Source organism: Streptomyces sp. NPDC007164 (assembly GCF_040634135.1).
In the GTDB taxonomy this organism is placed as follows: Bacteria; Actinomycetota; Actinomycetes; order Streptomycetales; family Streptomycetaceae; genus Streptomyces; species Streptomyces sanglieri.
Genome location: NZ_JBEYFB010000015.1, coordinates 132,971 through 156,575 on the forward strand (window position 1 = coordinate 132,971; position 23,605 = coordinate 156,575).

The 23,605-nt window shown below is 72.1% G+C and carries 20 protein-coding genes; 6 read left to right on the forward strand and 14 right to left on the reverse strand.

The genetic code is table 11. The features are described 5' to 3' along the window. Positions 1-71 precede the first annotated feature (71 nt). From ABZ622_RS20600 to ABZ622_RS20610, 3 genes are all read right to left on the reverse strand, one after another. Positions 72-2,315 (reverse strand): serine/threonine-protein kinase, encoded by a 2,244-nt coding sequence (locus ABZ622_RS20600; RefSeq protein WP_360545080.1) that lies wholly within the window; start codon positions 2,313-2,315, stop codon positions 72-74. Between the two features lie 35 nt (positions 2,316-2,350). Beyond that, positions 2,351-3,238 carry an oxygenase MpaB family protein gene (locus ABZ622_RS20605; protein ID WP_360545082.1) on the reverse strand — a complete coding sequence of 296 codons (888 nt, stop codon included), beginning with the start codon at positions 3,236-3,238 and terminating at the stop codon, positions 2,351-2,353. Positions 3,239-3,408: 170 nt separating this feature from the next. Then, on the reverse strand, positions 3,409-4,284 hold the full coding sequence (locus tag ABZ622_RS20610; protein WP_360545084.1) for a universal stress protein: 876 nt from the start codon (positions 4,282-4,284) through the stop codon (positions 3,409-3,411). 488 nt (positions 4,285-4,772) lie between these two features. On the opposite strand from ABZ622_RS20610, the gene ABZ622_RS20615 reads away from it, so the two are divergent. Further along, positions 4,773-5,234, forward strand: coding sequence for a cyclic nucleotide-binding domain-containing protein (locus ABZ622_RS20615; RefSeq protein ID WP_360545086.1), 462 nt, complete (start codon positions 4,773-4,775; stop codon positions 5,232-5,234). Positions 5,235-5,307: 73 nt separating this feature from the next. Here the strand turns inward: ABZ622_RS20615 and ABZ622_RS20620 are convergent, their stop codons facing one another. Continuing rightward, positions 5,308-6,201, reverse strand: a complete 894-nt coding sequence (locus ABZ622_RS20620; RefSeq protein WP_360545088.1) for a helix-turn-helix transcriptional regulator — start codon at positions 6,199-6,201, stop codon at positions 5,308-5,310. Between the two features lie 264 nt (positions 6,202-6,465). Here ABZ622_RS20620 and ABZ622_RS20625 point away from each other — a divergent pair, with 264 nt between their 5' ends. Further along, positions 6,466-7,482 carry a zinc-dependent alcohol dehydrogenase family protein gene (locus ABZ622_RS20625; protein WP_360545090.1) on the forward strand — a complete coding sequence of 339 codons (1,017 nt, stop codon included), beginning with the start codon at positions 6,466-6,468 and terminating at the stop codon, positions 7,480-7,482. A gap of 140 nt (positions 7,483-7,622) precedes the next feature. After that, a complete protein-coding gene (locus tag ABZ622_RS20630) occupies positions 7,623-8,036 on the forward strand; it encodes a cupin domain-containing protein (RefSeq protein ID WP_360545092.1) in 414 nt (137 codons plus the stop codon). Positions 8,037-8,106: 70 nt separating this feature from the next. Here ABZ622_RS20630 and ABZ622_RS20635 read toward each other — a convergent pair whose 3' ends face one another. The 3 genes from ABZ622_RS20635 to ABZ622_RS20645 all read right to left on the reverse strand — a co-directional run bounded on the left by ABZ622_RS20635 (position 8,107) and on the right by ABZ622_RS20645 (position 10,825). Further along, on the reverse strand, positions 8,107-9,285 hold the full coding sequence (locus tag ABZ622_RS20635) for an acyl-CoA dehydrogenase family protein (RefSeq protein ID WP_360545094.1): 1,179 nt from the start codon (positions 9,283-9,285) through the stop codon (positions 8,107-8,109). 101 nt (positions 9,286-9,386) lie between these two features. Further along, positions 9,387-10,544 carry a methyltransferase gene (locus tag ABZ622_RS20640; RefSeq protein ID WP_360545096.1) on the reverse strand — a complete coding sequence of 386 codons (1,158 nt, stop codon included), beginning with the start codon at positions 10,542-10,544 and terminating at the stop codon, positions 9,387-9,389. An 80-nt stretch (positions 10,545-10,624) separates the two neighbouring features. After that, on the reverse strand, positions 10,625-10,825 hold the full coding sequence (locus tag ABZ622_RS20645) for a hypothetical protein (RefSeq protein ID WP_259928011.1): 201 nt from the start codon (positions 10,823-10,825) through the stop codon (positions 10,625-10,627). Positions 10,826-11,078: 253 nt separating this feature from the next. On the opposite strand from ABZ622_RS20645, the gene ABZ622_RS20650 reads away from it, so the two are divergent. Then, a complete protein-coding gene (locus ABZ622_RS20650; RefSeq protein ID WP_360545098.1) occupies positions 11,079-11,903 on the forward strand; it encodes an endonuclease in 825 nt (274 codons plus the stop codon). A 52-nt stretch (positions 11,904-11,955) separates the two neighbouring features. Here ABZ622_RS20650 and glsA read toward each other — a convergent pair whose 3' ends face one another. Next, complete coding sequence (gene glsA / locus ABZ622_RS20655) at positions 11,956-13,305, reverse strand: glutaminase A (RefSeq protein WP_360545100.1); 1,350 nt, start codon at positions 13,303-13,305, stop codon at positions 11,956-11,958. A 194-nt stretch (positions 13,306-13,499) separates the two neighbouring features. Here glsA and ABZ622_RS20660 point away from each other — a divergent pair, with 194 nt between their 5' ends. Both ABZ622_RS20660 and ABZ622_RS20665 read left to right on the forward strand, forming a co-directional pair. Next, the gene (locus ABZ622_RS20660) at positions 13,500-14,615 is read left to right on the forward strand and encodes a chemotaxis protein (protein WP_360545102.1); all 1,116 of its coding nucleotides are present in this window, start codon (positions 13,500-13,502) and stop codon (positions 14,613-14,615) included. Between the two features lie 134 nt (positions 14,616-14,749). After that, complete coding sequence (locus tag ABZ622_RS20665; protein ID WP_360545104.1) at positions 14,750-15,073, forward strand: plasmid stabilization protein; 324 nt, start codon at positions 14,750-14,752, stop codon at positions 15,071-15,073. Between the two features lie 27 nt (positions 15,074-15,100). On the opposite strand, the gene ABZ622_RS20670 is transcribed toward ABZ622_RS20665, so the two are convergent. The 6 genes from ABZ622_RS20670 to ABZ622_RS20695 all read right to left on the reverse strand — a co-directional run bounded on the left by ABZ622_RS20670 (position 15,101) and on the right by ABZ622_RS20695 (position 23,544). Further along, entirely contained in the window at positions 15,101-17,497 is a 2,397-nt protein-coding gene (locus ABZ622_RS20670; protein WP_360545106.1) for a phosphoketolase family protein, read from the reverse strand. A gap of 40 nt (positions 17,498-17,537) precedes the next feature. Continuing rightward, entirely contained in the window at positions 17,538-18,956 is a 1,419-nt protein-coding gene (locus ABZ622_RS20675; protein WP_360545108.1) for an NADP-dependent succinic semialdehyde dehydrogenase, read from the reverse strand. Between the two features lie 180 nt (positions 18,957-19,136). Continuing rightward, positions 19,137-19,646, reverse strand: a complete 510-nt coding sequence (locus ABZ622_RS20680; protein ID WP_360545110.1) for an ATP-binding protein — start codon at positions 19,644-19,646, stop codon at positions 19,137-19,139. Positions 19,647-19,819: 173 nt separating this feature from the next. Continuing rightward, complete coding sequence (locus ABZ622_RS20685) at positions 19,820-21,919, reverse strand: xanthine dehydrogenase family protein molybdopterin-binding subunit (RefSeq protein ID WP_360545112.1); 2,100 nt, start codon at positions 21,917-21,919, stop codon at positions 19,820-19,822. A 75-nt stretch (positions 21,920-21,994) separates the two neighbouring features. Beyond that, positions 21,995-22,981 (reverse strand): xanthine dehydrogenase family protein subunit M, encoded by a 987-nt coding sequence (locus ABZ622_RS20690; RefSeq protein WP_360545114.1) that lies wholly within the window; start codon positions 22,979-22,981, stop codon positions 21,995-21,997. After that, positions 22,978-23,544 (reverse strand): 2Fe-2S iron-sulfur cluster-binding protein, encoded by a 567-nt coding sequence (locus ABZ622_RS20695; RefSeq protein WP_360545116.1) that lies wholly within the window; start codon positions 23,542-23,544, stop codon positions 22,978-22,980. The genes ABZ622_RS20690 and ABZ622_RS20695 overlap by 4 nt, the downstream gene beginning before the upstream one ends. Positions 23,545-23,605 lie beyond the last annotated feature (61 nt).

A 23,605-nucleotide genomic window follows, 5' to 3' on the forward strand; every position in this document is an offset into this window, starting at 1 on the left:
CGGCCGGTGTCGCGGCCGCTGCCCGCTGCGCAACGCCGACCCGCCGCGTGACCGGAGGCCGTGCCGCCCCGTCAGTGCGGTGGCTGCTGTCCGCCGCGCAACGCCGCGACCTGCCGGTACAGCTCCACGGCCTCCGTTCCCCGGCCCAGCTGCTCCAGGCAGTGCGCCTCGTCGTTGCGGGCTGCGAGGGCGTCGGGGTGGCCGGCGCCCAGCAGCCGGTCGCGGGCCGCGGCGACCGTGCGGTAGACGGTGAGGGCGTCGGCCCAGCGGCCGAGCCAGCCGAGGCCGACGGCGACCTCGCGGCGGCTGACGAGGGTGTCGGCGTGGTCGGGGCCCAGGACGCGTTCGCGGATCGCGCACACGTCGCGCGCTTCGGCGAGCGCCTCCTCCCAGCGGGCCAGGCGCCCCAGGTTGACGCCGAGGCCGTGGCGGGCGCGGAGCGTCTCGGGGTCGGTGGAACCGCCCACCCTGGTCCGGTCCGCCACGAGGGCGCGGTACAGCTCCAGGGCCTCCGCGCTGCGGCCCAGCCGGCCGAGGCTGATGCCCACCTCGTAGCGGGCGGAGAGCGTGTCGGGGTGGTCGGCGCCGAGCGACCGCGACCGGGCCCGGTCGACTTCCCGGTACGCCTGCAGGGCCTCCGTCCAGCGCCCCAGCCGGCCCAGGGTGTACGCCACCTCGTAGAGCGTGACCAGGGTGTCGGGGTGGTCGGCGCCCAGCAGCCGGCTGCGGGCCGACGCGACGTCCCTGGCCATCCGGTACGAGTCCTCCAGGCGGCCCAGCCTGCTGAGGTTGAAGGCGAGGTTGTGGCGGCAGCGCAGGGTGTCGGGGTGGTCGGGGCCCATCGACCGTTCCCGGGAGGCGAGAACCGCCGCGTACACCTGATGGGCCTCGAAGTGCCGGCCGAGCCGGCCCAGCACGTACGCCGTCTCCTGGCGGGCCGCCAGGGTCTCCGGGTGGTCGGGGCCCAGGGCACGCTCGCGGCCCCGGGCGACGCGGTCGAACTCCCGCAGGGCGTCCGGGACACGTCCGGTGCGGCTGAGGGTGAAGCCGATCTCGTAGCGGCTGGCGAGCGTGTCGAGGTGGTCGGGGCCGAGGGCGTGCTCCCGTTCGGCGGCGACCGCGCGGTGTACTTCGCCGGCCTCCTCCCAGTGGCCGAGGCGGCCCAGGTTGAGGCCCGCGCTGTGCCGGCTGGCGAGGACCGACAGCAGTTCCGGCGACGGGGTGGGCCGCTCGGCCCTGACCGGCGGCAGTTCGCCGGTCGGGCCGCGCAGACCGGTGCCGGTGGTCCACTCCCCGGTGAGCCCGGCCCAGTGATCGGGCGGGGCGAGCCCGGGGTGGGTGCCGGTCGCCCCGTGACCGGCGGTCATGCCGCGGGTCCAGGCCGGCAGCTGCTGCCCCGGGCGTACGACGGGAACGGGCGGTGCGAGCGGTACCTGCCCGGTGGGCGGCAGATGCGGCTGCTCGCCGGTACGGCCGACGGCGATCCGCTGCCGGAGGTCGCCCGCGTCGACGGGGCGCTCCTCGGGGGTCTTGGCCAGCAGTTCCAGTACGACGCGGTCGAAGAAGCCCGGGAGTTCGGCCCGGTGGGTGCGCAGCGGCCGGGGCTGGGTGTCGCGGTGTCCGACCAGGACGGCCCAGGCGTCGTCGAGGTCGAACGGCGGTACTCCGGTGGCGATCTCGTACAGCACGCAGCCCAGTGAGTAGAGGTCGCTGCGGTGGTCGATCTGACCGCCGCTGATCTGCTCGGGCGACATGTAGTGCGGGGTGCCCATGGCGATGCCGGTGCCGGTGAGGCGGGAGGTGAAGCCGACGTCGTGGCCGAGCCGGGCGATGCCGAAGTCGCAGATCTTCACCGTTCCGTCGGCCAGCCGCATGATGTTGGCGGGCTTGAGGTCGCGGTGCACGATGCCCTGCTGGTGGGTGTAGCCGAGGGCGTCGGCGACCTGTTCGGCGATGTCGACGACGTCGGGCACCGGCAGCGGGTGCTGCTTGTTGTCCTCCAGGAGCTGGCTGAGGTTGCGCCCGTCCAGGAGCTCCATGACCAGGTAGAGGACGCCCTCGTGCTCGCCGAAGTCGTGGACGACGGTGACGCCCCGGTGCTGGAGCGCGGCGGCGACCCGGGCCTCACGGCGGAAGCGTTCGCGCAGGACACGGGTGAAGGACTGGTCGTGCTGGGACCCCATCGGCTTGAGGCATTTGACGGCGACATGGCGGCCGAGCGATTCGTCGCGGGCGCGCCACACCTCACCCATGCCTCCGCGCCCGATCAGATCGAGCAGTCGGTACCGGCTCTGGATCAGCCTGGTGTCCGCCATCGCCTGCTGTCGCCCCCGTTTGTTCCGCCTGCTGTCTACTGCTGCGCCCTCCCCGGCCCGTCCAGTATGGCGGCCCGGCTGCGCAGTTTGTACGGGGTGGGGCGGCTGCCGGGACCGAGCCGGGCCATCGCGTTCAGAATGTGACCGGGCGGGAGCTGCCAGCGGAGCCGGGCGGGGACGCACCGCAGCAACGTTCCGGCGGTGCGCAGGCGGCGGTCGACGGTGTGCACCGGTGCGACGGGTCTGCCGTAGAGCTCGTGGGCGTACGGGGGCAGCGACTGGTAGGCGAGTGCCGCGACGCGCCGCCACAGCAGGGCCCGCGCCGGTACGAGCAGCGGGTGGACGGGGGGCCGGCGCAGGAAGTCGTCGACGTCCAGGGCCTCCGGGGACGCGGCGAGCCGGGGCCGCACGCTCTCGAAGTAGGCGGCGAGCTGTGCGGTGGTGGCCGGCACGTCCACGGGGTCGAGGCCGACCAGGCGGGCGCTGTGGCGGTGTTCGTCGACGTAGCGGTCGGCCTGGGCGGCGGTGAGCGGGAAGCCGGAGCGGCGCTCGACCTGGAGGTAGGAGTCCACCTCCGCGCAGTGGATCCACAGCAGCAGTCCGGGCTCGTCGATGCCGTAGCTCTCCCCGGTCTCCGGATCGCTGGCCTTGATGAGCCGGTGGATCCGGCGGACCCGGGCCCCGGCCTGCTCGGCGGCCTCGGTGGTGCCGTAGGTGATCGTGCCGACGAAGCCGGCCGTCCGCATCAGCCGCCCCCAGGCGTCCTTGCGGAAGTCCGAGTTCTGCATGACGCCGCGCACGGCGCGCGGGTGCAGCGCCTGGAGGTAGAGCGCCCGTACCCCGGCGATCCACATCATCGGGTCGCCGTGCATCTGCCAGGTCACGGATTCGGGCCCGAAGAGCCCCGGGTCGGCGTCCACCATGTCGCTCGTTCCTCCCGCTCGGCGGCGTACGCCTGCGGTACGCACCCACAGGATGCGCGTGAGCGGGCCGAAGCTCCAGACCCCCGTCCCGCACGGTCACGCACCGGCGGTCACCGCCGCACCGGCCCGAATTCCGCGTCGCCACGCGTCGTCCCCGTGCGGGGCTCGCGTCAGTCGTGGGGGACGACCGCGACGGGGCAGCGTGCGTGATGGATGGCGGCCTGGGCCACGGGCCCCAGGGACGGTGCCGGGCCACGATGGCGCGGGCCCCGGCCGACGACCAGCAGATCGGCGCCCTCGGCAGCCTGCACGACGGCCTTGGCGGGGCTCACGAGTGCCGTGCCGTCGGTGACGTCCACCTGCGGGAACCTCTCACGCCAGGCAAGGAGGGTCCGGGCGAGGAGCTCCTGCGTCTCCCGGCTGATCTCTTCCGCGACCTCGTGGTCCACGCCCCAGGGCACGTACGCGTCCACCGGCAGGCTGCGGCCGTGGACGGCCCGAAGAGGCATGCCTCGCGCGGCAGCGGTCTCGAAGGCGAACCGGAGCAGGTCGTCGCACGGACCGTGAAGTTTGAGCGCCACCACCACGCCGCTCGTTCCGGTCCGGGTGGACTGCCGGTCGTCGTCCTCCGTACCGGCCCGTACCAGGACCACCGGCCGCTCGGCGCGGGCCACGACGGGCAGGCTGATGTCACCGAGGAAGTAACTCTCGACGGGCACCAGCCCACGCGAACCGAGCACGGTCATCTCGGACTCCGCTGCCGCTCGCAGCAGCGCGTGCTCGGCGTCGTCGGCGACCAGGTTCTCGACGACCCGGAGGCCCGGGTGGTGCGCCTGGATTTCCGCCCGCGTGGTGCGCACGATCCGCCTCGCCCAGTAGTTCTGGTCCTTCTCGGCGGGAACGCCGGCCGGTTCCTGGGCCAGCAGCGGCCATGCGTGCAGCAGGCGCAGCGTGAGCTTGCGCCGCTCGGCCTCGTCGGCGGCCCAACGGGCAGCGGCCAGGCTCTCGGGGGACCCGTCGAGGCCGACGGTGACGACTGGCTCCATGACGAATGCCTCCGTCTCTCAGGAAGCCGGAACGGCGGCAGGGGGTCTACGGGGTCGAGCAGCTGCGCAGCCGCGCCGGGCGCGAGTCCTCTTCATCCGACAAGTACCCCAGATCCTCCGGCGGCGCATACCGGGGGGCGGCCTCCGGCTGGCCCGGGATGCGCCGGAGGCCGATAGTGGAGAGGCGGAGCATCGGGCAGAACCCGCCGGAGGTGCTCACGGAACTCTCCGGACCGGTCTCACGATCGGGCGCAAGGAACGGCCTCGGCCGGCAGAGGGGCCCGGGGCCGTGAGACCGCGCAGTACGCCGGCCCGGGTCCGTCCGGAACCGCGGCAGGGGCCGGTCGGCGCAGTCCGCGTGACGGTCGTCCGGCGAGGCCGAAATCGGAAGCCGCGGAGGAAGGCGCGGAGTCGGAAGCCGCGGAGGAAGCCGTAGAGGAACACGCAGAGTCGGAAGCCGTAGAGGAAGGCGCAGAGGAGGCCACCCCATGAGCGCTTCTCCCACTCGTATCACCACGGCGCTGCCTGCCCCGTACCGTGCCCGCCTGATGCAGTTCGGGCACGAGGTCAATTTCGACGAGGGAACCCGTCTCTTCGACGAAGGGGACCACGCGGACCGCTTCTGGATCCTGCGTTCGGGCACCGTCACGCTGGACTTCCGCGTCCCGGAAAGCCCCCCGGCCTCGATCGAGAACCTGGGGCCCGGTGAACTCGTGGGCTGGTCCTGGCTGTTCGATCCCTACGTCTGGCACCTCGGGGCCGAGGCGATGACGCATGTCCGTACCCATGAGTTCGACGCGGCGACGGTACGGATGGCGATGGACGCGGATCCCGCCTTCGGCTCGGCCATCGGCCATTGGGTCGGTCAGGTTCTCGCCCACCGGTTGCAGGCCGCCCGGACCCGTCTTCTCGATCTCTACGCCCCCCACGGCAGCGGCGGCCCCGTGTGATCCGTACCGCCGTCCGGACCCCGCCCCGGTCGGGCGAGAACGGTGCCCGTTTCCTGGCCCGGCGGGTGGAGCGTCAGTTCGTCGTGGGTTGCTGCGCGGGTGCCGGGGCCTCGTGGGTGGCGGCCCAGGAGGCGAGCAGACGCAGGCCCTCTTCGGACGCCGAACCGGGCTCGGCAGCGTAGATGGTCAGGGTCAGACCGGGCTCGGCGGCCGGCTCCAGGCCCTCGAAGGCGAGCGTGAGCTCCCCGACCACCTCGTGGTGGAAGCGCTTCGTGCCGGTGCCGTGGTGGCGGACGTCGTGGGCGCCCCACCGGGTGCGGAACTCCTTGCTCCGGGTCGACAGTTCACCGACGAGGTCGTGCAGGTCCTTGTCGTACGGGTTGCGGCCGGCCTCGGTGCGCAGGATGGCGACGGCCACGTCGGCGAACAGGTCCCAGTCGGGGTAGAAGCGCCGGGCGGCCGGATCGAGGAACTGGAACCGCGCGAGATTCGTCTGGTTGCCGGGTGTGGCGTAGATGTCGCGGTAGAAGGAGCGGGCGAGCGGGTTCGTCGCGAGGATGTCCATGCGCGCGTTGCGCACGAACGCCGGGCCCTCGGTGATCGCGTCCAGCGTCCACTGAAGGCTGCGGTGGGGCTGCCACTGGCCCTTGGTGCGCCGGCGACGGGGACGGGTGAGGGCGTCGGAGCCGCCGGCTGCCTGCGCCAGATTCAGCAGATGGGCCCGTTCGGCGTCGTCCAGCCGCAGCACGCGGGCGACTGCTTCGAGCACGCTCGGGGAGACACCGGCGAGGTTGCCCCGTTCGAGTTTGGCGTAGTACTCGACGCTCATGTCGGCCAGGGCCGCGACCTCACTGCGGCGCAGGCCCGGCACCCGGCGCCGGGAACCCGCGGGGAGCCCGGCCCGTTCGGGGCTGATCTTGGCGCGCCGCGAGGTCAGGAACTCGCGGACCTCATCACGGTTGTCCATGTCTCGACCGTACGGCCCGAGCGCAGCCGGAGCGATGTACTGCCGGTACACCCCTTGTCCGTGACTCGCTGTCCGCGCCCAGGAGCGGTTCTCTGGATGACGTGGCGCTCAGCGGCCGCCCCCACGGGGCGGACGGAGCGCTCGGTCCCGGGACCGCGGCGAATTTTCGTCGCCCGCACCGGGCTCGCAACCGCATTCAGCGGCTGTCGGCGCACCGCCCCGGGTGCCGGCCGCCACAGTACGTAACGTAAGGAAACCTCCCTCATGCGCGGAGCAGTGATCCACGCCCCCGGCGATGTGCACTTCGAGACCGTGGACGACGCGAAGATCCTCAAGCCGACCGACGCGGTCATCCGGACGGCCGTGACCTGTGTGTGCGGCTCGGACCTGTGGCCGTACCGCGGCGCGGAGCCGATCGAGCGGGCCCACCCCATGGGGCACGAGTACGTCGGCTTCGTGGAGGAGGTCGGGTCCGAGGTCACCGCGGTCAGGCCGGGTCAGTTCGTCGTCGGCTCCTTCGCGACCTCGGACAACACGTGCGCGAATTGCCGTAACGGCTTCCAGTCCAGTTGCCTGAACCGCGAGTTCATGAGCACCTGCCAGGCCGAGTACGTACGCATCCCCAACGCGCAGGGCACCCTGGTCGCCACCGAAGCGGTGCCGGGCGAGGAGTTCTGGCCCGGCCTGCTGGCCGTCTCCGACGTCATGGGCACCGGCTGGTGGGCCGCCGACGCCGCCGGGGTCGGGCCCGGCTCGACCGTCGTGGTGGTCGGCGACGGCGCGGTCGGTCTGTGTGGGGTGATCGCGGCGAAGGAGATGGGTGCGGAGCGGATCATCGCGATGAGCCGCCACGCCTCCCGCCAGAAGCTCGCGCGCGAGTTCGGTGCCACCGACGTCGTCACCGAGCGTGGCGACGAAGGCGTGGCCCGCGTCAAGGACCTCACCGGAGGGATCGGTGCCGACAGCGTGCTGGAGTGCGTGGGCACCGCCCAGGCCATGCAGCAGGCCCTGCACTCCGCGCGGCCGGGCGGCAACGTCGGCTTCGTCGGCGTCCCGCACGAGGTCGCCGTCGACGGACAGGAGCTCTTCTTCTCGCACGTCGGCCTGCGTGGCGGCCCCGCCCCCGTGCGCCGGTACCTTCCCGACCTCATCGACCGCGTCCTGACCGGCCGCATCGACCCCGGCAAGGTCTTCGACCTCAGCCTGCCCCTGGACCAGGTCGCCGAGGGCTACAGGGCCATGGACGAGCGCCGCGCGATCAAGGCACTCCTCAAGCCGTGACAGCCGGCGACGGGCCCGGCCGTCACCGGCCCGTCACCGGTCCTCCTCTCCCTCAGGCCGACGGCGTCCGGGCCCGCGGCTACCCGACGGGCCGCCCCCGGCGGACAACACAACACCTCATCGAATCGACAGGAAGCCCAGTGGAATTCATCAAGTCCCAGCCCACCGGCAAGGCTCCGGCCGACTGGTTCACCGGAGACGTCTGGTGGGATGTCATCGTCGTCGGTCAGGAACCCTCCAGGATGCAGGCGAACCTCGTCCGCTTCTCCCCCGGTGCCCGTACCCACTGGCACTCCCACGCCATGGGCCAGACCCTGCACGTGGTCTCCGGCATCGCCTTGGTCGGCACCCGCGACGGCACCGTCCTCGAAGCCCACCCCGGTGAAACCGTCGGCTGCCCGCCCGGCGAAGATCACTGGCACGGCGCCACCCCCGGCCGCTTCATGGAACACATCGCCATGTGGGAAGGCACCGGCGACGGCTCCCCCGAAACCCGGTGGGCAGAGCCCGTCACCGACTCGCAGTACACCGCTTCCCGCAGCCGCAACCGGTAACAACCGGCACAGGGATGTTGTCGGCGAGCTGCCGCAAGCGTTCCGGCCTCCCACCCTCCGTGTTCGCACCTCACCGCCGTACGCGCGGCATCCCCAGCCCGATCCACGAGATGATCTCCCGCTGGATCTCGTTGTTGCCGCCGCCGAAGGTGAAGATGACGGCGGAGCGGTATCCGCGTTCGAGTTCGCCGTGCAGCACGGCGCCCGCCGATCCCTCCTTGAGCGGTCCCGCCGAGCCGACGATCTCCATCAGCCAGGCGTAGGCGTCGCGGCGGGCCTCGGAGCCGTAGACCTTGACGGCGGAGGCGTCCTGCGGGGTGAGGGTGGCGTTCTGCACCGCGGAGACCATCTGCCAGTTCAGGAGCTTCATGGCGTCGAGCCTGGTGTGGGTGCGGGCCAGCAGGGCGCGGACCCAGCCGAGGTCGATCACGCGGCGCCCGTCCGTGAGCCGGGTGCCGGCCGCCCAGCGCTGGACGTTGTGGAGGGCGCGGATCGCCATGGTGCCGTGGGCGGCGAGGGTGACGCGTTCGTGGTTGAGCTGGTTGGTGATGAGCCGCCAGCCCTGGTTCTCCTCGCCGACGCGGCGGGAGACGGGGACTCGGATGTTCTCGTAGTAGCTGGCGGTGGTGTCGTGCGAGGCGAGGGTGTTGATCAGGGTGCAGGAGTAGCCGGGGTCCGTGGTCGGGACGAGCAGCATGGTGATGCCCTTGTGCGGTGCCGCGTCCGGGTCGGTGCGGACGGCGAGCCACACCCAGTCCGCGGTGTCGCCGTTGGTCGTCCAGATCTTCTGCCCGTCGACAACATATTCGTCGCCGTCGCGCACGGCCCTGGTCCTGAGGGCGGCGAGGTCGGTGCCCGCGTCGGGCTCGCTGTACCCGATCGCGAAGTCGATCTCGCCGGACAGGATCTTCGGCAGGAAGTACGCCTTCTGCTCGTCGGTGCCGTACCGCATGATCGTCGGGCCGACGGTGTTGAGGGCCATCAGCGGCAGCGGTACGCCCGCCTGTGCGGCCTCGTCGAAGAAGATGAACTGTTCCATCGGGGACAGTCCGCGTCCGCCGTACTCCGTCGGCCAGCCGACGCCGAGCCAGCCGTCGGTGCCCAGGCGGCGGATCGTGTCCCGGTAGAAGGCCTTCTGGGCCTCGGGGGCGGCGTAGCGCGCGTAGGCGTCGTCGGGGACCAGTGCGGCGAAGTAGGCGCGCAGCTCGGCGCGCAACTGCTGCTGATCAGGCGTGTATTCGAGGTGCACGGCCCCTCCGGGAGTCTCGCGGTCGCGTCGTCCGTGTGCGGCGGCGCACACAGTAGAACGTGTTGCAAGAATCCGGAAGGGCCGGGACGGGTTCCGGCGGGTCAGCGCCTGACGGCCCGCAGGACCACGAACTTCGGGTCGCCCGCGACCGTGACGCAGTTGCCGAAGATGCGGCGGAGCCGGGTGTGGTAGCCGAGGTGCCGGTTGCCGACCACCCACAGTTCGCCGCCGGGCCGCAGTGCGTCGCGGGCGCCGTGGAACATGGTGCGGGCCGTCGCGTCGGTGGTGGCCTGGTGGGAGTGGAACGGCGGGTTGTTGAGCACCAGGTCCACACTGGCGGGCGGCAGTTCCGCCGTCCCGTCGCCGACGACGAACCCGGCCTTGGCGTCCGGCCCGGTGTTGGCCCTGAAGGTCTCCTCGGCGGAGGCGACCGCCTGGTACGACTCGTCGATGAAGGTGACCGTCGCCTCGGGGTTGGCGAGCGCCGCGGACAGCCCGACGACGCCGTTCCCGCAGCCGAGGTCGACGACCCGGTCGGGGCCGCTGCGCGTGGGGAGGTGGCCGAGGAAGAACCGGGTGCCGATGTCGAGGCGCTCGGCGCAGAAGATCCCGGCGTGGTTGGTGACGGTCCGGCCGGAGACCGGTCCGAGCCCCTCGGGCAGGTCGTACCGGTACGGCCAGGGGCTGGGCGTACGAGGTGTTCCGCCGCCGGGGGTGCAGAAGATCAGCCGGGCCTTCTTGACCGCGAGGGAGGTGCGGGTCGGACCGATGATCCGCTCGAAGAGCTTGAGGGTGGAGGTGTGGATCTCCTTGACCATCCCGGTGCCGATGACGACCGTGCCGGGATGGACGGCCGGCGCGAGCCGGTGCAGCTGGTCCTCCAGGAGCGCGAGGCTCTTCGGGACACGCACCAGCAGGACGTCGATGCGGTCCGGCGGAGTGTCCCTGGCCGAGAGCAGGCGCACCGCGTCCGCGTCCAGGCCGTTGCGGCCCAGGTTCGCCAGGGTCGCGCGCTGCGCCAGGTAGGAGTCGGTGATCTGTACGGGCCGGTGCCCCGCCAGTACGGTGCTCAGCGCGCCCCAGCGGTCGCCCACCACGACCACGGCGCCCGACAGATCGACCGGATCCGTCCCGTCGGCCCCTTCCAGCCTCCGCAGCAGATACTCATCGGCAGCGTCCCAGGCACGGAGCGGGTCGCGCGGGTCCTCGGGGTGGCGGGAGAGCTCGAACCCGGCCCCTGACGTCGTCAAACGATTCATTGTCCACCCAGGCTAGCCGAGCCGCGGGGAGCGCCCACACACTCCCCGCGCCGGCCCCTGGGTCCGAGGCAGCGCCGGACCTAGGGCAGCACCTTGTCGATCGCCGAGCGGCCCTCCTGGGCGAGCCTGCGCTCCGCCCACTGGAGATTCTTCGGGGTCAGGTCCCGCCCGGAGGCGAGCACCAGGTCCTCCGCCGACGGATGATCGCTGCCGCCGGTGTGCAAGAGGCTGTCGGGAGTCACTCCCCGAGATGCGGATACGGATTCGGGCTCGTCGCTCATGCCGCCTCCTCGGTCCTTTCGGTCATTCTCGCCCCGCGCCCGCGCCGCCGCATCCGAGGGCTCCCGGACCTCTCCCGGCGTCGGGATCGACCCATCACTTGACCTGCACATGATAGATACACGCTGTTCACACCATGGTCACGGTGCGTGTGGAAGGCTCCCGCGTACCACGTACCACACACGACCGCCGCGGCGCCGCCCCCCACCTTGTGACGGTGTCGTGGCGCACTCATTTTCGGAGAGGACACCCCACATGTCCCGTCGTCACCTTCGTTACCGGCGCCCGCTGCTGGCGACCCTTGCCGCCTTCGCGATACTCGGCGGCACCGCGGCCGCCGCTCCGGCCGCCACACCCGAGGCCGCGCCCACCGCCGCGTCACCGCTGCGGGTACTCGACGACACGTACTACCAGGACGCGCTCGGCAAGAGCGGGACCGCGCTGAAGAGTGCTCTGCACGAGATCATCAGCGACCAGACCAAGCTCTCCTACAGCCAGGTCTGGGAAGCCCTCAAGGACACCGACGAGGACCCCGCCAACAGCTCGAACGTGATCCTCCTCTACACCGGCCGCTCCCAGTCCAAGAACTCCAACGGCGGCTCGGTCGGCGACTGGAACCGTGAGCACGTCTGGGCCAAGTCGCACGGCGACTTCGGCACCGCCACCGGCCCCGGCACCGACATCCACCACCTGCGTCCGGAGGACGTCACGGTCAACTCGATCCGTGGCAACAAGGACTTCGACAACGGCGGCAGCTCGGTCAGCGGCGCGCCGGGCAACTACACGGACAGCGACTCGTTCGAGCCGCGCGACGCGGTCAAAGGCGATGTCGCGCGCATGCTGCTCTACATGGCGGTGCGCTACGAGGGCGACGACTCCTTCCCGGACCTGGAGCCCAACGACAAGGTGAACAACGGCTCCGCCCCGAACATCGGCCGGCTGTCGGTGCTGAAGACGTGGAGCCAGGAGGACCCGCCGGACACCTTCGAGAAGCGGCGCAACGACGTCATATTCGACCAGTACCAGCACAACCGGAACCCGTTCATCGATCACCCCGAGTGGGTCGGGTCCATCTGGTAGACCCGGCCGCTCCGGAGGTCCGGCGGGCATCCGCCGGACCGACCGGGGGGGCTCAGCCCGCTGGGCCGCCGGTGCACCAGGCCACGGCCTGTTCACGGGTGGCGAAGGACCGCGGGGCCGTCGGCGCGTCCCGCTGTCCGGGGCCGGGCAGCGCGAGCCGCCGTGCCGGGTCGGCGACGGCGGTACGCGCTCCGTCCGCCGCGATCCGGCCGAGCCCGCCACGCAGCATCGCCCGGGCCACCCGGTCGACGCCGGTCACCTGCCCCAGGTCCAGCACGACCGGTCCGGCACCCTGGGTGCGCGACTCGTCCAGCGCGTACAGCACCCGCTCGGCCGCGGTGAAGTCGATGGCGCCCTGGGCGGCCACGACCCCGACCCGTTCACGCAGGGCGCGATCCTGCGGGGCGGCCCCGGCGACGGGCAGATCACCGGCGGTGGCGACGAGTGTGACGGTGGAGGCGGCCAGCGCCGGATTGTGCATCAGATGCAGGCCGAGCCTCTCCGACAGAGCACCGAGCGCGGCCCGCCCGCGCACCGAGGTGCCGCCCGGGTCCAACCGGGGGCTGTACGTGGCCAGGCCGAACCGTGCGGGGCCGGCGGCGATCAGCCCGCCGGACACACCGCTCTTCGCCGGCAGCCCGACGCGCAGCAGCCACTCTCCGGAGGCGTCGTACATGCCACAGGTCGCCATCACCGCCAGCACCTGCGCGGCGACCGGCTCCGGGACCACCGCGTCGTCGGTGAGCGGGTTCACGCCGCCGTTCGCGAGAGTGGCGGCCATCGCGGCCAGGTCCAGCGCGGTGACCCGTACCGCGCACTGTCTGAAGTACGTCTCGACCGCGGCCACCGGGTCCACGGGCAGCGGTCCGGTGCTCCGGATCAGATAGGCCAGGGCGCGGTTGCGGTCGCCGGTGGCGGACTCGGAGGCGTACACCTGCTCGTCCACGTCCAGCCGCCGCCCGGCGAAGCGGCTCAGACAGTCGAGGATGCGTTCGAACCTCGGGGCGTCGGGGGCGTCCGGGATCAGCGCGGTGGTGATGATGGCCCCCGCGTTGACCATGGCGTTGTCGGGCCGCCCGGTGTCCGGCTCCAGGCTGATGGCGTTGTACGCCTCCCCGCTGGGCTCGGCGCCGACCCAGCGGCACACCTCGTCGAGCCCCAGGACGGACAGGGCGAGCGCATAGACGAACGGTTTCGACACGGACTGCATGGTGAACGGGGCACCTGCGTCACCCGCGCTGTAGCGGTGGCCGTCCATGCTGATCAGTGCCAGCCCGAACGCGTCCGGCTCGGTCCGCGCCAGCTGCGGGATGTAGTCGGCGAGCCGGCCGTCCCGCAGCCCGGCGAACCTGGTGTGCAGTTCACGCAGCGCGTCGGTGACGGCGTCGGCGGCGGAGCTCACCCGGCCCCGGCCGTCAGCCGCGTCCGGCCCGGACCCTCCGGGGCCGCGCGGAAGATCGTGGACATCGCACGCACCTCCCGGGGACAGGGAATGAAGAACTCGCCCATATTAGGTTCAAAAGGTATGAATTGACTCGTCGACTTCACCCGCTTCGCTCGGGAGCGGATTCCGGCCGAAACCCCTGGGAGAGAACGATGGATACGGATGCCCTGACCGCCGGCCTGTTGCAGGAACTGCGGGCGGTCAAGCCCTATCCGGCCCTGTCCCTGACCATGCCGACACACCGCCGCGCCCCGGACAACGCCACGGACGCCGTTCGGCTGCGCAACCTGGTGGCCGAGGCCGCCGGGCGGCTGGAGGCGGACCCCGCGGTCACCCGCGAGGCACGGACCGCGCTCAAGGGCCAACTCGACCGGGCGGTCACCGAGGTGGACCCCCGACGGGCCCTGGACTCCCTGGTCCTCCTCGTCACCGCCGACCAGCACCAGATCTGGCAGCTTCCGCGCACCGCGCCCGAACGGGTGGTGCTCAGCGACACCTATCTGACCCGCAATCTGGTCGCCGCGAAGGCTCAGGCCCAGCCCTTCTGGGCGCTCACCGTGTCGGCCGACCGGGCCGTCCTGTGGAGCGGCACGGCGGACGCCCTGCGCGAGGAGCACAGCGGCGGGTTCCCGCTGACGGCTCCGCAGGAGCCGGCCGACCCGCAGCGCGAGGAGCAGATCGGCGACACTCCGAGCACCTTCAACGACGAGGAGACGCGCAACTTCCTGCGCACCGTCGACGAGAAGCTGCGAGCGGTCCTGGCCGAGGACCCCCGCCCGCTCTATCTGGTGGGCCTCGCCCCCGCCCTCGCTCTGCTGGACGAGGTCGGGGAGGGTGCCAAGCCGGCCGTCGGCCGGGTCACCAAGGGTGTGCCGGCCGACATGTCGCCGAGCGAGCTGCTCAAGGAGCTGCGGCCGGCGCTCGACGAACGGCAGCAGCGGTTCGCCGCGGAGATCGACGGCAGGCTGGACGAGGCCCGTGGCCGTCGTGCCTTCGCCGGCGGTCTCGACGAGGTGTGGGCGGCCGTCCGGGAGGGCCGTGCCGGGCTGGTCGCGGTGGAGGAGCACTTCCAGCGGACGGTCCGGGTGACGGACGGGCACCTGGAGCCGGTGAGCGGCGAGACCGTGGACCTCACGGACGGCACGGTCCGCGAGGACATCGTGGACGAGCTCGTCGAGGCGGCCCTGGACAGCGGCGCCGACGTGGTCTTCCTGCCGGACGGCTCGCTCACCGAGCACGGACGGATCGCGGCGGCCCTGCGCTACTGAACGGACCGGCGCGACGCCGTACCCCTCCCCCGGGCCCGCATGCCTCAGGCATGCGGGCCCGGGGCGTCGCTGGGAGACTGGGGAGGGGCCCGCCGGGCCCCGGGGCAGGTCCCGGAGAGAAGGGTGACCGCACCATGCCAAGCGGATCCAATGCCAAGCGGGAGCGGCAGTACGAGCACATCAAGGAGAGCGCGCAGGAGCGCGGGGTGAGCGAGGAACGCGCCGAGGAGATCGCGGCCCGTACGGTCAACAAGGAACGCGCCCGCGCCGGTGAGTCGAGGACGGCGAGTCGTACCTCCATCGAGGACATGTCGTCCTCGCGACGCGGTGGTCTGCGCTCCCACAGCGGAGCGGAAGGTCCGACCCGCGACCAGCTCTACGAAGAGGCGAAGAAGAAGAACGTCCACGGGCGGTCGCACATGACGAAGGCCGAGCTGGCACGCGCGGTCGGCCGCTGAGCCGCACCGGGCGCAGCGGGGCCGCCGTCAGCCGCTCCAGGTCCAGTCGGCCACCTCGGGCAGGTCCGTGCCGTGTTCGCGGATCCAGGCGTGGTGGCGGGTGCGGACATCCGCCATCGCCTGGCGCACCGCCACGGCGCGGACACCGAGGCCGGGCACCCGGTCGATGACGTCCATGACCAGCCGGTAGCGGTCCAGGTCGTTGCGGACCACCATGTCGAAGGGCGTGGTGGTGGTGCCCTCCTCCTTGTAGCCCCGCACATGCAGCTGCCCGTGGCCCGCTCGCCGGTAGGCGAGCCGGTGGATCAGCCAGGGGTAGCCGTGGTACGCGAAGATCACGGGGGTGTCCCTGGTGAACACGGCGTCGTACTCGGAGTCCGGCATCCCGTGCGGGTGCTCCTCGCGGGGCAGCAGCCGTGCCATGTCGACCACGTTGACCACGCGTACGGCCAGTTCCGGCAGGTGGGTGCGGAGCAGGTCGGCGGCGGCCAGTGTCTCCAGTGTGGGTACGTCGCCGGCGCAGGCGAGCACCACGTCGGGTGCGCGGCTGCCGTCCTCCGTGCCCGCCCATTCCCACACCCCGGCGCCGCGGGCGCAGTGCGCGCGGGCCTGGTCGAGGGTGAGCCAGTCGAAGGACGGCTGTTTGCCGGCCACGATCACATTGACGTAGTCGCGGCTGCGCAGCGCGTGGTCGGCGACGGAGAGCAGAGTGTTGGCGTCCGGCGGCAGATAGACCCGTACGACCTCGGGGCTCTTGTTGAGGATGTGGTCGACGAAGCCCGGGTCCTGGTGGGAGAAGCCGTTGTGGTCCTGGCGCCAGACGTGCGAGGTGAGCAGGTAGTTGAGCGAGGCGATGGGCCGGCGCCAGGCCAGCCGGCGGGAGGTCCTGAGCCATTTGATGTGCTGGTTGACCATCGAGTCGACGATGTGGGCGAACGCCTCGTAGCAGGAGAAGAGGCCGTGCCGGCCGGTGAGGAGGTAGCCCTCCAGCCAGCCCTGGCACAGGTGCTCGGAGAGCACCTCCATGACGCGTCCGTCGCGGGCGAGGTGCTCGTCGGTCGGCAGCGTCCGTTCCTGCCAGGCCTTGGCGGTGGCGTCGTAGAGGCCGTCGAGCCGGTTCGAGGCGGTTTCGTCGGGGCCCACGACGCGGAAGTCGCGGCGCTCCGCGGTGGCTGCCATGACGGCCTCCAGCAGGCCGCCGAGCACCCGGGTCGGCTCGTGCAGCGCGGTGCCGGGCCTGTCGACCTGGACGGCGTGACTGTCCAGCGGCGGGATCGGCAGATCGCGCAGGAGCAGACCGCCGTTGGCGTACGGTGTCGAGCCGAGCCGGGCGTCGCCCTCGGGTACGCAGGCGAGCACCTGGGGGCTGGGCCGTCCGGACGCGTCGAAGAGTTCCTCGGGCCGGTAGGAGCGCATCCACTCCTCCAGCTGCCGCAGATGCTCCTGGTCGTCCCGGACGCCGGGCAGGGGGACCTGGTGGGCGCGCCAGGTGCCTTCGACGGGCACCCCGTCGACCTCGACCGGGCCGGTCCAGCCCTTGGGGGTGCGCAGCACGATCATCGGCCAGTGCGGGCGGCCGGTGTCGCCGCCGGTGCGGGCGGCCGCCTGGAGTTCCCTGATCCGGTCGACGGCCAGGTCCATCGCGGCGGCCATCGCCCGGTGGACGCCGATCGGCTCGTCGCCGCCGACGTAGAGCGGGTCGTGCCCGTAGCCGCGCAGCAGGGCGTCGAGCTCCGTCTCGGGGAGGCGGGCGAGCACGGTCGGGTTGGCGATCTTGTAGCCGTTGAGGTGGAGGATCGGGAGGACGGCCCCGTCGTGCACCGGGTCGAGGAACTTGTTGGAGTGCCAGGACGCGGCGAGCGGTCCGGTCTCGGCCTCTCCGTCGCCGATGACGCAGGTGACGATCAGCCCGGGGTGGTCCAGGGCGGCCCCGTAGGCGTGGGTGAGGGCGTAGCCGAGTTCGCCGCCCTCGTGGATGGAGCCGGGTGTCTCGGGTGCCACATGGCTGGGCACCCCGCCGGGGAAGGAGAACTGTCTGAACAGCAGTGCCATGCCTTCGGCGTCGCGGGTGACGTCCGGGTACGTCTGCGAGTAGCTGCCCTCCAGCCAGGAGTTGGCGAGGACGGCGGGTCCGCCGTGGCCCGGGCCCCAGACGCAGAGGCCCTGGACTCCGCGCGACCTGATGACGCGGTTGAGATGGGTGTGGACCAGGTTCAGTCCGGGTGAGGTGCCCCAGTGGCCGAGCAGGCGCGGCTTGATGTGCTCCCGGGCCAGCGGCCGGGTCAGGAGCGGATTGGCCATCAGATAGATCTGGCCGACGGTCAGGTAGTTGGCGGCCCGCCAGTGCGCGTCGAGTGCCGCGACCTCTTCGTCGGACGGGCCGGTGGGGCCGGAAGCGGCCGCCGGGCCGGGGGCGTTGCTCATCGTGTCTCCAGACGGGAGGCTTCAGTGCGCCGGGCAGGTCCTACGGGCCGACGGGCTCGGGGCCGTACCAGACCGTGGTCGCGTTGCAGAATGCGCGTATGCCCTGCCCGGCGAGTTCGCGTCCGTAGCCGGAGCGCTTCACACCGCCGAAGGGCAGTGCGGGATGGGACGCCGTCATGCCGTTGAAGAAGACACCGCCCGCCTCCAGGTCGCGTACGCAGCGGCGGGCCTCGTCCGCGTCGCGGGTCCATACGTTGGAGCTGAGGCCGAAGGGGCTGTCGTTGGCGAGTGCCACGGCTTCGTCCAGGCCGTCGACCCGGTAGAGGGAGGCGACGGGGCCGAAGGTCTCCTCGTGGTGGATGCGCATGGCGGGGGTGATTCCGGTGAGGACCGTGGGGGTGTAGAACCAGCCGCGCTCCAGTTCCGGGGCGAGTCCATCGGGCCTGCCGCCTCCGCACAGCGCCCGCGCGCCCTGCCGTACCGCGTCGTCGACCAGCTCTTCAAGGTCGGTGCGGCCCTGTTCGCTGGCGAGGGGGCCGACGTCGGTGGATTCCTGCATGGGGTCGCCGACCGTCAGGTTGCTCATGCCCACGGTGAACCGTTCGGCGAACTCCTCGTACACCTCGGTGTGCACGATGAACCGCTTGGCGGCGATGCAGGACTGCCCGTTGTTCTGCACCCGCGCGGTCACGGCGGTGCGGGCGGCCCTGGCGACGTCCGCGGACGGCATGACGAGGTACGGGTCGCTGCCGCCCAGCTCCAGGACCGTGTGCTTCACCTCGTCGCCGGCGATCGACGCGACCGAGCGGCCGGCCGGTTCGCTGCCGGTGAGGGTGGCCGCGGCGACCCGGCGGTCACGCAGGATCGACTCGACCGCGCCCGATCCCACCAGCAGGCTCTGGAAGCAGCCCGCCGGGAATCCGGCCCGGCGGAACAGGCCCTCCAGATACATCGCCGTCTGCGGGACGTTGGAGGCGTGCTTGAGCAGGCCGACGTTGCCCGCCATGAGGGCCGGGGCGGCGAACCGTACGACCTGCCAGAGCGGGAAGTTCCACGGCATCACGGCGAGCACGGGGCCGAGCGGGCGGTAGTGGACGTAGGCGCGGGAGGCGCCGGAGTCCGCCACGTCGGCCGGGGACGGGTGCTGGTCGGCGAGGAGTTCCTCCGCGTGGGCCGCGTACCAGCGCATCGCCTTGGCGCATTTGGCGGCCTCCGCACGGGCCGCCTTGACGGGTTTGCCCATTTCGATGGTCATGGTGCGCGCGATGTCCTGCTGGTCCTCGTCGAGCAGCCCGGCGGCCTGGTTCAGCAGCCGGGCACGTTCGGCGAAGCCGGTGGTGCGGTACTGCCGGTACGCGGTGGCGGCGGCGTCGAGCCGCTGCTCGATCCCCGCCACGTCGAGCGCTTCGAATCTTCTGAGGGTTTCGCCGTTCGCGGGATTGACCGTCGCGATGGGCATGGCCGTGTCCTCCTTGCCTCGGTCCTTCGACCGTGCCGTGCCGTACGCCGCGCCGCAACGCGGGCCCCGGCGGGCGGACACCCGTCCGGCGCGGTCCGTTCGTGCGGTGTGCACGTCGTCCGCGCCGGGGGGAATCGGCCGGCGGTGCGGCCGGCGGCCGTGCCGTCCCGGTGGCCCGGATCAGACGAGAGCGGGGTCGGATGCCGTCGTGGACTCGGCGGCGGGGGCGGGGGCCGCGGCCTCGACGGGCGTGCGCCGGAACTCGCGCACGCCGGGCAGCGGCGGCAGCCGCACCAGGTCGACGCTGTACGGCTCCTTGGCGTACCTGGTGAACCAGACGACCTTGCCCTCGGCCGTGCGGCAGGTGCCCCAGCTGTCGCTCAGGGCCATGACCCGGCTCAGGCCACCGCCGCCGTTGCTGAGCAGCCGCGGCATCTCGGAGCCGTTGTCGGCGACGGAGACCGTGAGATGCCGCCCGGACCAGCGGAGTTCGACGACGCAGTTGTTGTTGTCACCGACATGCCGGTGGACATTGGTCAGCAGCTCCTCCACACCACGGCATACCGGCCGGATATGGAGTTCGAGACTCCAGTGGCGGAGGTGCGCCGCGATTATTCGTCGCAGCTGGGACACACGCTCTGCCGAAACCTGGAGTTCGACCAGGTAGTGCCGGTCGAGTGGAACGGTCATCGTCGAGGCTCCTCACATCGAGGCCCACTGGCTTCGCCCCGTTGAACCAACGACCCCCGAACACGAAGAGTGAGCAGATGTCACTTCTGGGTCACTTCACAGAGTGGCCCCGCGGAGGCGGTCCCGCAACACAAGGAACACCCGGTCGGCCGTGGCCCAGGGGGCCGCCCGGGTCACAGGAGGTACGGCAGCAGGGTGTCCGGGGTGAGCGGGAGGCCGCGGAGCCTGATTCCGGTGGCGTGCCGGACGGCGTTGCCGACGGCCGCCGCGGCGCCGACGATGCCGATCTCGCCGATGCCCTTGCTGCCCATCGGGTTGAGATGCGGATCCTCCTCGTCGATCCAGTGCGCCTCGATCTCCGGCACGTCGGCGCAGGCCGGCACATGGTAGGAGGCGAGATCGTTCTCGGTGTAGTCCCCGAAGACGGGGTCCATGGTGGAGGCCTCGGTCAGCGCCATGCCGATCCCCATGGTCATGCCGCCGATGAACTGGGAGCGCGCGGTACGGGAGTTGAGGATGCGTCCGGCGGCGAAGACCCCGAGCATCCGGCGCAGCCGTACCTCGCCCGTCCGTGAGTGCACGGCGACTTCGGCGAAGTGTGCGCCGAACGCGTGGCGTGCGTACGGAGATTGTCCGGCGGTCTCCTGCTGGGTGTCGGCGGTGACGGTGAGCCCTTCGGCGGGGACCGGGCCGGTGCGCTCGCGCAGCTGTCGCAGCAGCAGGGTGCACGCCTTGTGCACGGACCAGCCCCAGGAGGCGGTGCCGGACGATCCGCCCGCCAGTGGGGCGTCGGGCAGTTCGCTGCTGCCGATGTCGATCCGGACGTTGTCCACGGGGGTGGCCAGGACGTCGGCGGCGATCTGCGCGAGCACGGTACGGGCGCCGGTGCCGATGTCGGTGGCGTTGACCCGGATGCGGAACGAGCCGTCGGCGGCCGCGTGCGCCGAGGCGCTGGAGGCGGCGATGTAGACGGGGTAGGTGGCGGCGGCGACGCCCGTGCCGAGCAGCAGCGGCCCCTCCTCACGGCTCGCGGGACGGGGATCGCGGTCGTACCAGCCGAAGCGCGCGGCGCCCTTCTCCAGACAGGCGGCCAGGCCGCGGCTGCTGAACGCGCGCCCGGAGTCCGGTTCGACGGCCGGGTCGTTGCGGATGCGCAGTTCGACGGGGTCCATGCCGAGGGCCGAGGCGAGTTCGTCCATCGCCGATTCGAGCGCGTACATGCCCGGGGCCTCACCCGGTGCGCGCATCCAGGAGGGGCTCGGCACGTCCAGGGCGACCACCCGGTGGGCGGTGCGGCTGGTGGCGGAGCCGTACATGATCCGGGTCGGTACGGCCGCCTGCTCCACGAACTCCTTGATGGTGGAGGTGTGGGTGATGGTCTCGTGGTCGATCGCGGTGAGAATGCCGTCGAGTCCGGCGCCGAGCCGGATGTGCTGGATGGTGGGGGCCCGATGGCCGACCACGGCGGCCAGCTGGCGGCGGGGCAGCGCGATCTTGACGGGGCGGCCGGTGTGGCGGGCGGCCATGGCGGCCAGGACGGTCTGCGGGCGCGGGGTGCCCTTGGATCCGAAGCCGCCGCCGACGTGCTCGGAGACGGCGGTGATCTGCTGCGGCCTCAGCCCGAAGGCGGTGGCGAGGCTGTCGCGGACCGTGGTGGAGCCCTGGCTGGAGTCGTGGACGGTCAGATGTCCGTCGTCGTCCCACCGCGCCGTCGTGGCGTGCGGCTCCATGGGGTGGTTGTGCAGGGCTCCGACGGTGTAGGTGGCGTCGACCTGTACGGGTGCCGTGACGAAGGCCCGTTCGGTGTCGCCGCGTTCCCGGACGGCGGGGTAGCCGCCGTTGACGATCTCCGGGGTGTACAGGCCGGGGTGGTCCTCGGTCAGCAGGACGTCGTGCCCGTCGGTCTCGTACGTGATCCGCAGTGCCTCGGCCCCGGCGCGGGCGGCCTCCGGGGAGTCGGCCACCACGAGCGCGACGGGCCAGCCCCGGTGCGGGACCCGGTCGTTCTGGAGGACGGCGAGGGTCGGGTCGTCGGGCTCCTTCAGCCGGGGCGCGTTGTGGTGGGTGAGCACGGCGTGCACGCCAGGCAGGGCCAGTGCCTCGTCCGGGTGGACGGCGTCGACGCGGCCGCGGGCGATCGTGGCGGGGACGGGCCGGCCGTACAGACACCCCGGCGGGGTGTGCTCGGCGGCGTAGCGGGCGGTGCCCGTGACCTTGTCCCGGCCCTCACGGCGGACGACGGGGGTGCCCAGTGGTGACGGGGCCTGGCTCATGACGGGGTCCTCACGGCGGGGGGCGGCGTTGGTGCGGTTGCTCGGCTGTCGGCGGGCGGTGCCGGGGCGGGCCGCTCAGCGGTCGGCGGCGAGTTCGGCGAGCGCGTCGACGGCCAGGTTGCGGGCGAGGCCCACCTTGAAGGCGTTCTCGCGCAGTGGACGGGCCGCGGCGAGTTCGGCGTCCACCGCCCGTTCGAAAGTCTCCCCGGTGGCCGGTGCGCCCCGGAGCAGGTCTTCGGCGGCCCGGGCGCGCCAGGGCCGGTGGGCGAGCCCGCCGAAGGCCAGCGCGGCGTATTCGATCCGGCCGCCCCGGACGCCCAGTACGGCGGCGACGGACGCGAGGGCGAAGGCGAAGGAGGCGCGGTCGCGGGCCTTGCGGTAGAGGGAGGCGGCGCCTTCCGGGCGCGGTGGCAGGACCAGCTCGGTGACGAGTTCGCCCGGCCGGATCTCGGTGTCCCGGTCGGGGGTGTCGCCCGGCAGGCGGTGGAATCCGGTGGCGGGCACGGTCCGCGCGCCGTCCGGCCCGTGCAGGTGGACGGTGGCGTCGAGGGCGGACAGGGCGACGGCCATGTCGGACGGGTGGGTGGCGACGCAGTGCGTGGAGTGGCCGAGCACGGCGAGGTCGCGCTGCGCGCTGTCGAGGGCGGGGCAGCCGGTGCCGGGGTCCCGTTTGTTGCACGGTTTGGAGGTGTCCTGGAAGTACGCGCACCGGGTGCGTTGCAGCAGGTTCCCGCCGGTCGTGGCGGTGTTGCGGAGCTGCCCGGAGGCGCCGGACAGCAGTGCCTGGGACAGGGCGGGGTAGCGGGCGCGTACCGCGGGATGGGCGGCCAGGGCGCTGTTGCGTACGGTCGCGCCGATCCGCAGGCCGCCGTCCTCGGTGTCGGCCACGTGGTCCAGCGGCAGCCGGCTGATGTCAATGAGCCGGTCCGGGGCCGCCACGCCGAGCTTCATCAGGTCGACGAGGTTGGTGCCGCCGCCGAGGAACACGGCGCCGGGGTGCGCGGCGTGTTCGTGTACCGCTTCCTCGGCGGACCGGGCGCGGTGATAGCCGAAGGGTTTCACAGCGCCACGTCCTCGATCGCCTCGACGATGCGGGGGTAGGCGCCGCAGCGGCACAGGTTGCCGCTCATCCGCTCGCGGATCTCGTCGGCGTCGAGCGGTGCCGGGGCCGTGACGGGCGCCCTGCGGGCGGTGGCGTGGGACGGGAAGCCGTCCGCCGCCTCGCCGAGCATGCCCACCGCCGAGCAGATCTGGCCGGGGGTGCAGTAGCCGCACTGCAGGGCGTCGCGGTCCAGGAAGGCTTCCTGGAGGGGGTGGAGCCGGTCGCCGTCGGCGAGGCCCTCGACGGTGGTGATGGCGGCGCCGTCGTGGGCGACGGCGAGCAGCAGGCAGCTGTTGGCCCGCCGGCCGTCGACGATGACGGTGCACGCCCCGCACTGTCCGTGGTCGCAGCCCTTCTTCGCACCGGTGAGACCGAGGTGCTCGCGCAGGGTGTCCAGGACGGTGGTGCGGTGATCGAGCGTGAGCGTCCGCTCGGTTCCGTTGATCTGCAGTGTCAGGGTGGAACGGTCGCCGGTTGCTCCCGGCTGTTGCGCACCGTCGTCCCGCCCGCGAGAGGGGTCCACGCACTCGCACCTTTCAGAGGTGACCTTTTATCCGTTTTCTACCAGACGTGTGAGGGCGTAC

Bases quoted from the DNA above. Each gene is read 5' to 3' on its own strand.
- ABZ622_RS20600 (WP_360545080.1), bottom strand. From the start codon at position 2,315: ATGGCGGACACCAGGCTGATCCAGAGCCGGTACCGACTGCTCGATCTG.
- ABZ622_RS20650 (WP_360545098.1), top strand. From the start codon at position 11,079: ATGTCCCGTCGTCACCTTCGTTACCGGCGCCCGCTGCTGGCGACCCTT.
- ABZ622_RS20680 (WP_360545110.1), bottom strand. From the start codon at position 19,646: ATGACCGTTCCACTCGACCGGCACTACCTGGTCGAACTCCAGGTTTCG.
- ABZ622_RS20675 (WP_360545108.1), bottom strand. From the start codon at position 18,956: ATGCCCATCGCGACGGTCAATCCCGCGAACGGCGAAACCCTCAGAAGA.
- ABZ622_RS20660 (WP_360545102.1), top strand. From the start codon at position 13,500: ATGGATACGGATGCCCTGACCGCCGGCCTGTTGCAGGAACTGCGGGCG.
- ABZ622_RS20640 (WP_360545096.1), bottom strand. From the start codon at position 10,544: ATGAATCGTTTGACGACGTCAGGGGCCGGGTTCGAGCTCTCCCGCCAC.
- ABZ622_RS20670 (WP_360545106.1), bottom strand. From the start codon at position 17,497: ATGAGCAACGCCCCCGGCCCGGCGGCCGCTTCCGGCCCCACCGGCCCG.
- ABZ622_RS20685 (WP_360545112.1), bottom strand. From the start codon at position 21,919: ATGAGCCAGGCCCCGTCACCACTGGGCACCCCCGTCGTCCGCCGTGAG.
- ABZ622_RS20605 (WP_360545082.1), bottom strand. From the start codon at position 3,238: ATGGTGGACGCCGACCCGGGGCTCTTCGGGCCCGAATCCGTGACCTGG.
- ABZ622_RS20615 (WP_360545086.1), top strand. From the start codon at position 4,773: ATGAGCGCTTCTCCCACTCGTATCACCACGGCGCTGCCTGCCCCGTAC.
- ABZ622_RS20645 (WP_259928011.1), bottom strand. From the start codon at position 10,825: ATGAGCGACGAGCCCGAATCCGTATCCGCATCTCGGGGAGTGACTCCC.
- ABZ622_RS20625 (WP_360545090.1), top strand. From the start codon at position 6,466: ATGCGCGGAGCAGTGATCCACGCCCCCGGCGATGTGCACTTCGAGACC.
- ABZ622_RS20610 (WP_360545084.1), bottom strand. From the start codon at position 4,284: ATGGAGCCAGTCGTCACCGTCGGCCTCGACGGGTCCCCCGAGAGCCTG.
- ABZ622_RS20620 (WP_360545088.1), bottom strand. From the start codon at position 6,201: ATGGACAACCGTGATGAGGTCCGCGAGTTCCTGACCTCGCGGCGCGCC.
- ABZ622_RS20665 (WP_360545104.1), top strand. From the start codon at position 14,750: ATGCCAAGCGGATCCAATGCCAAGCGGGAGCGGCAGTACGAGCACATC.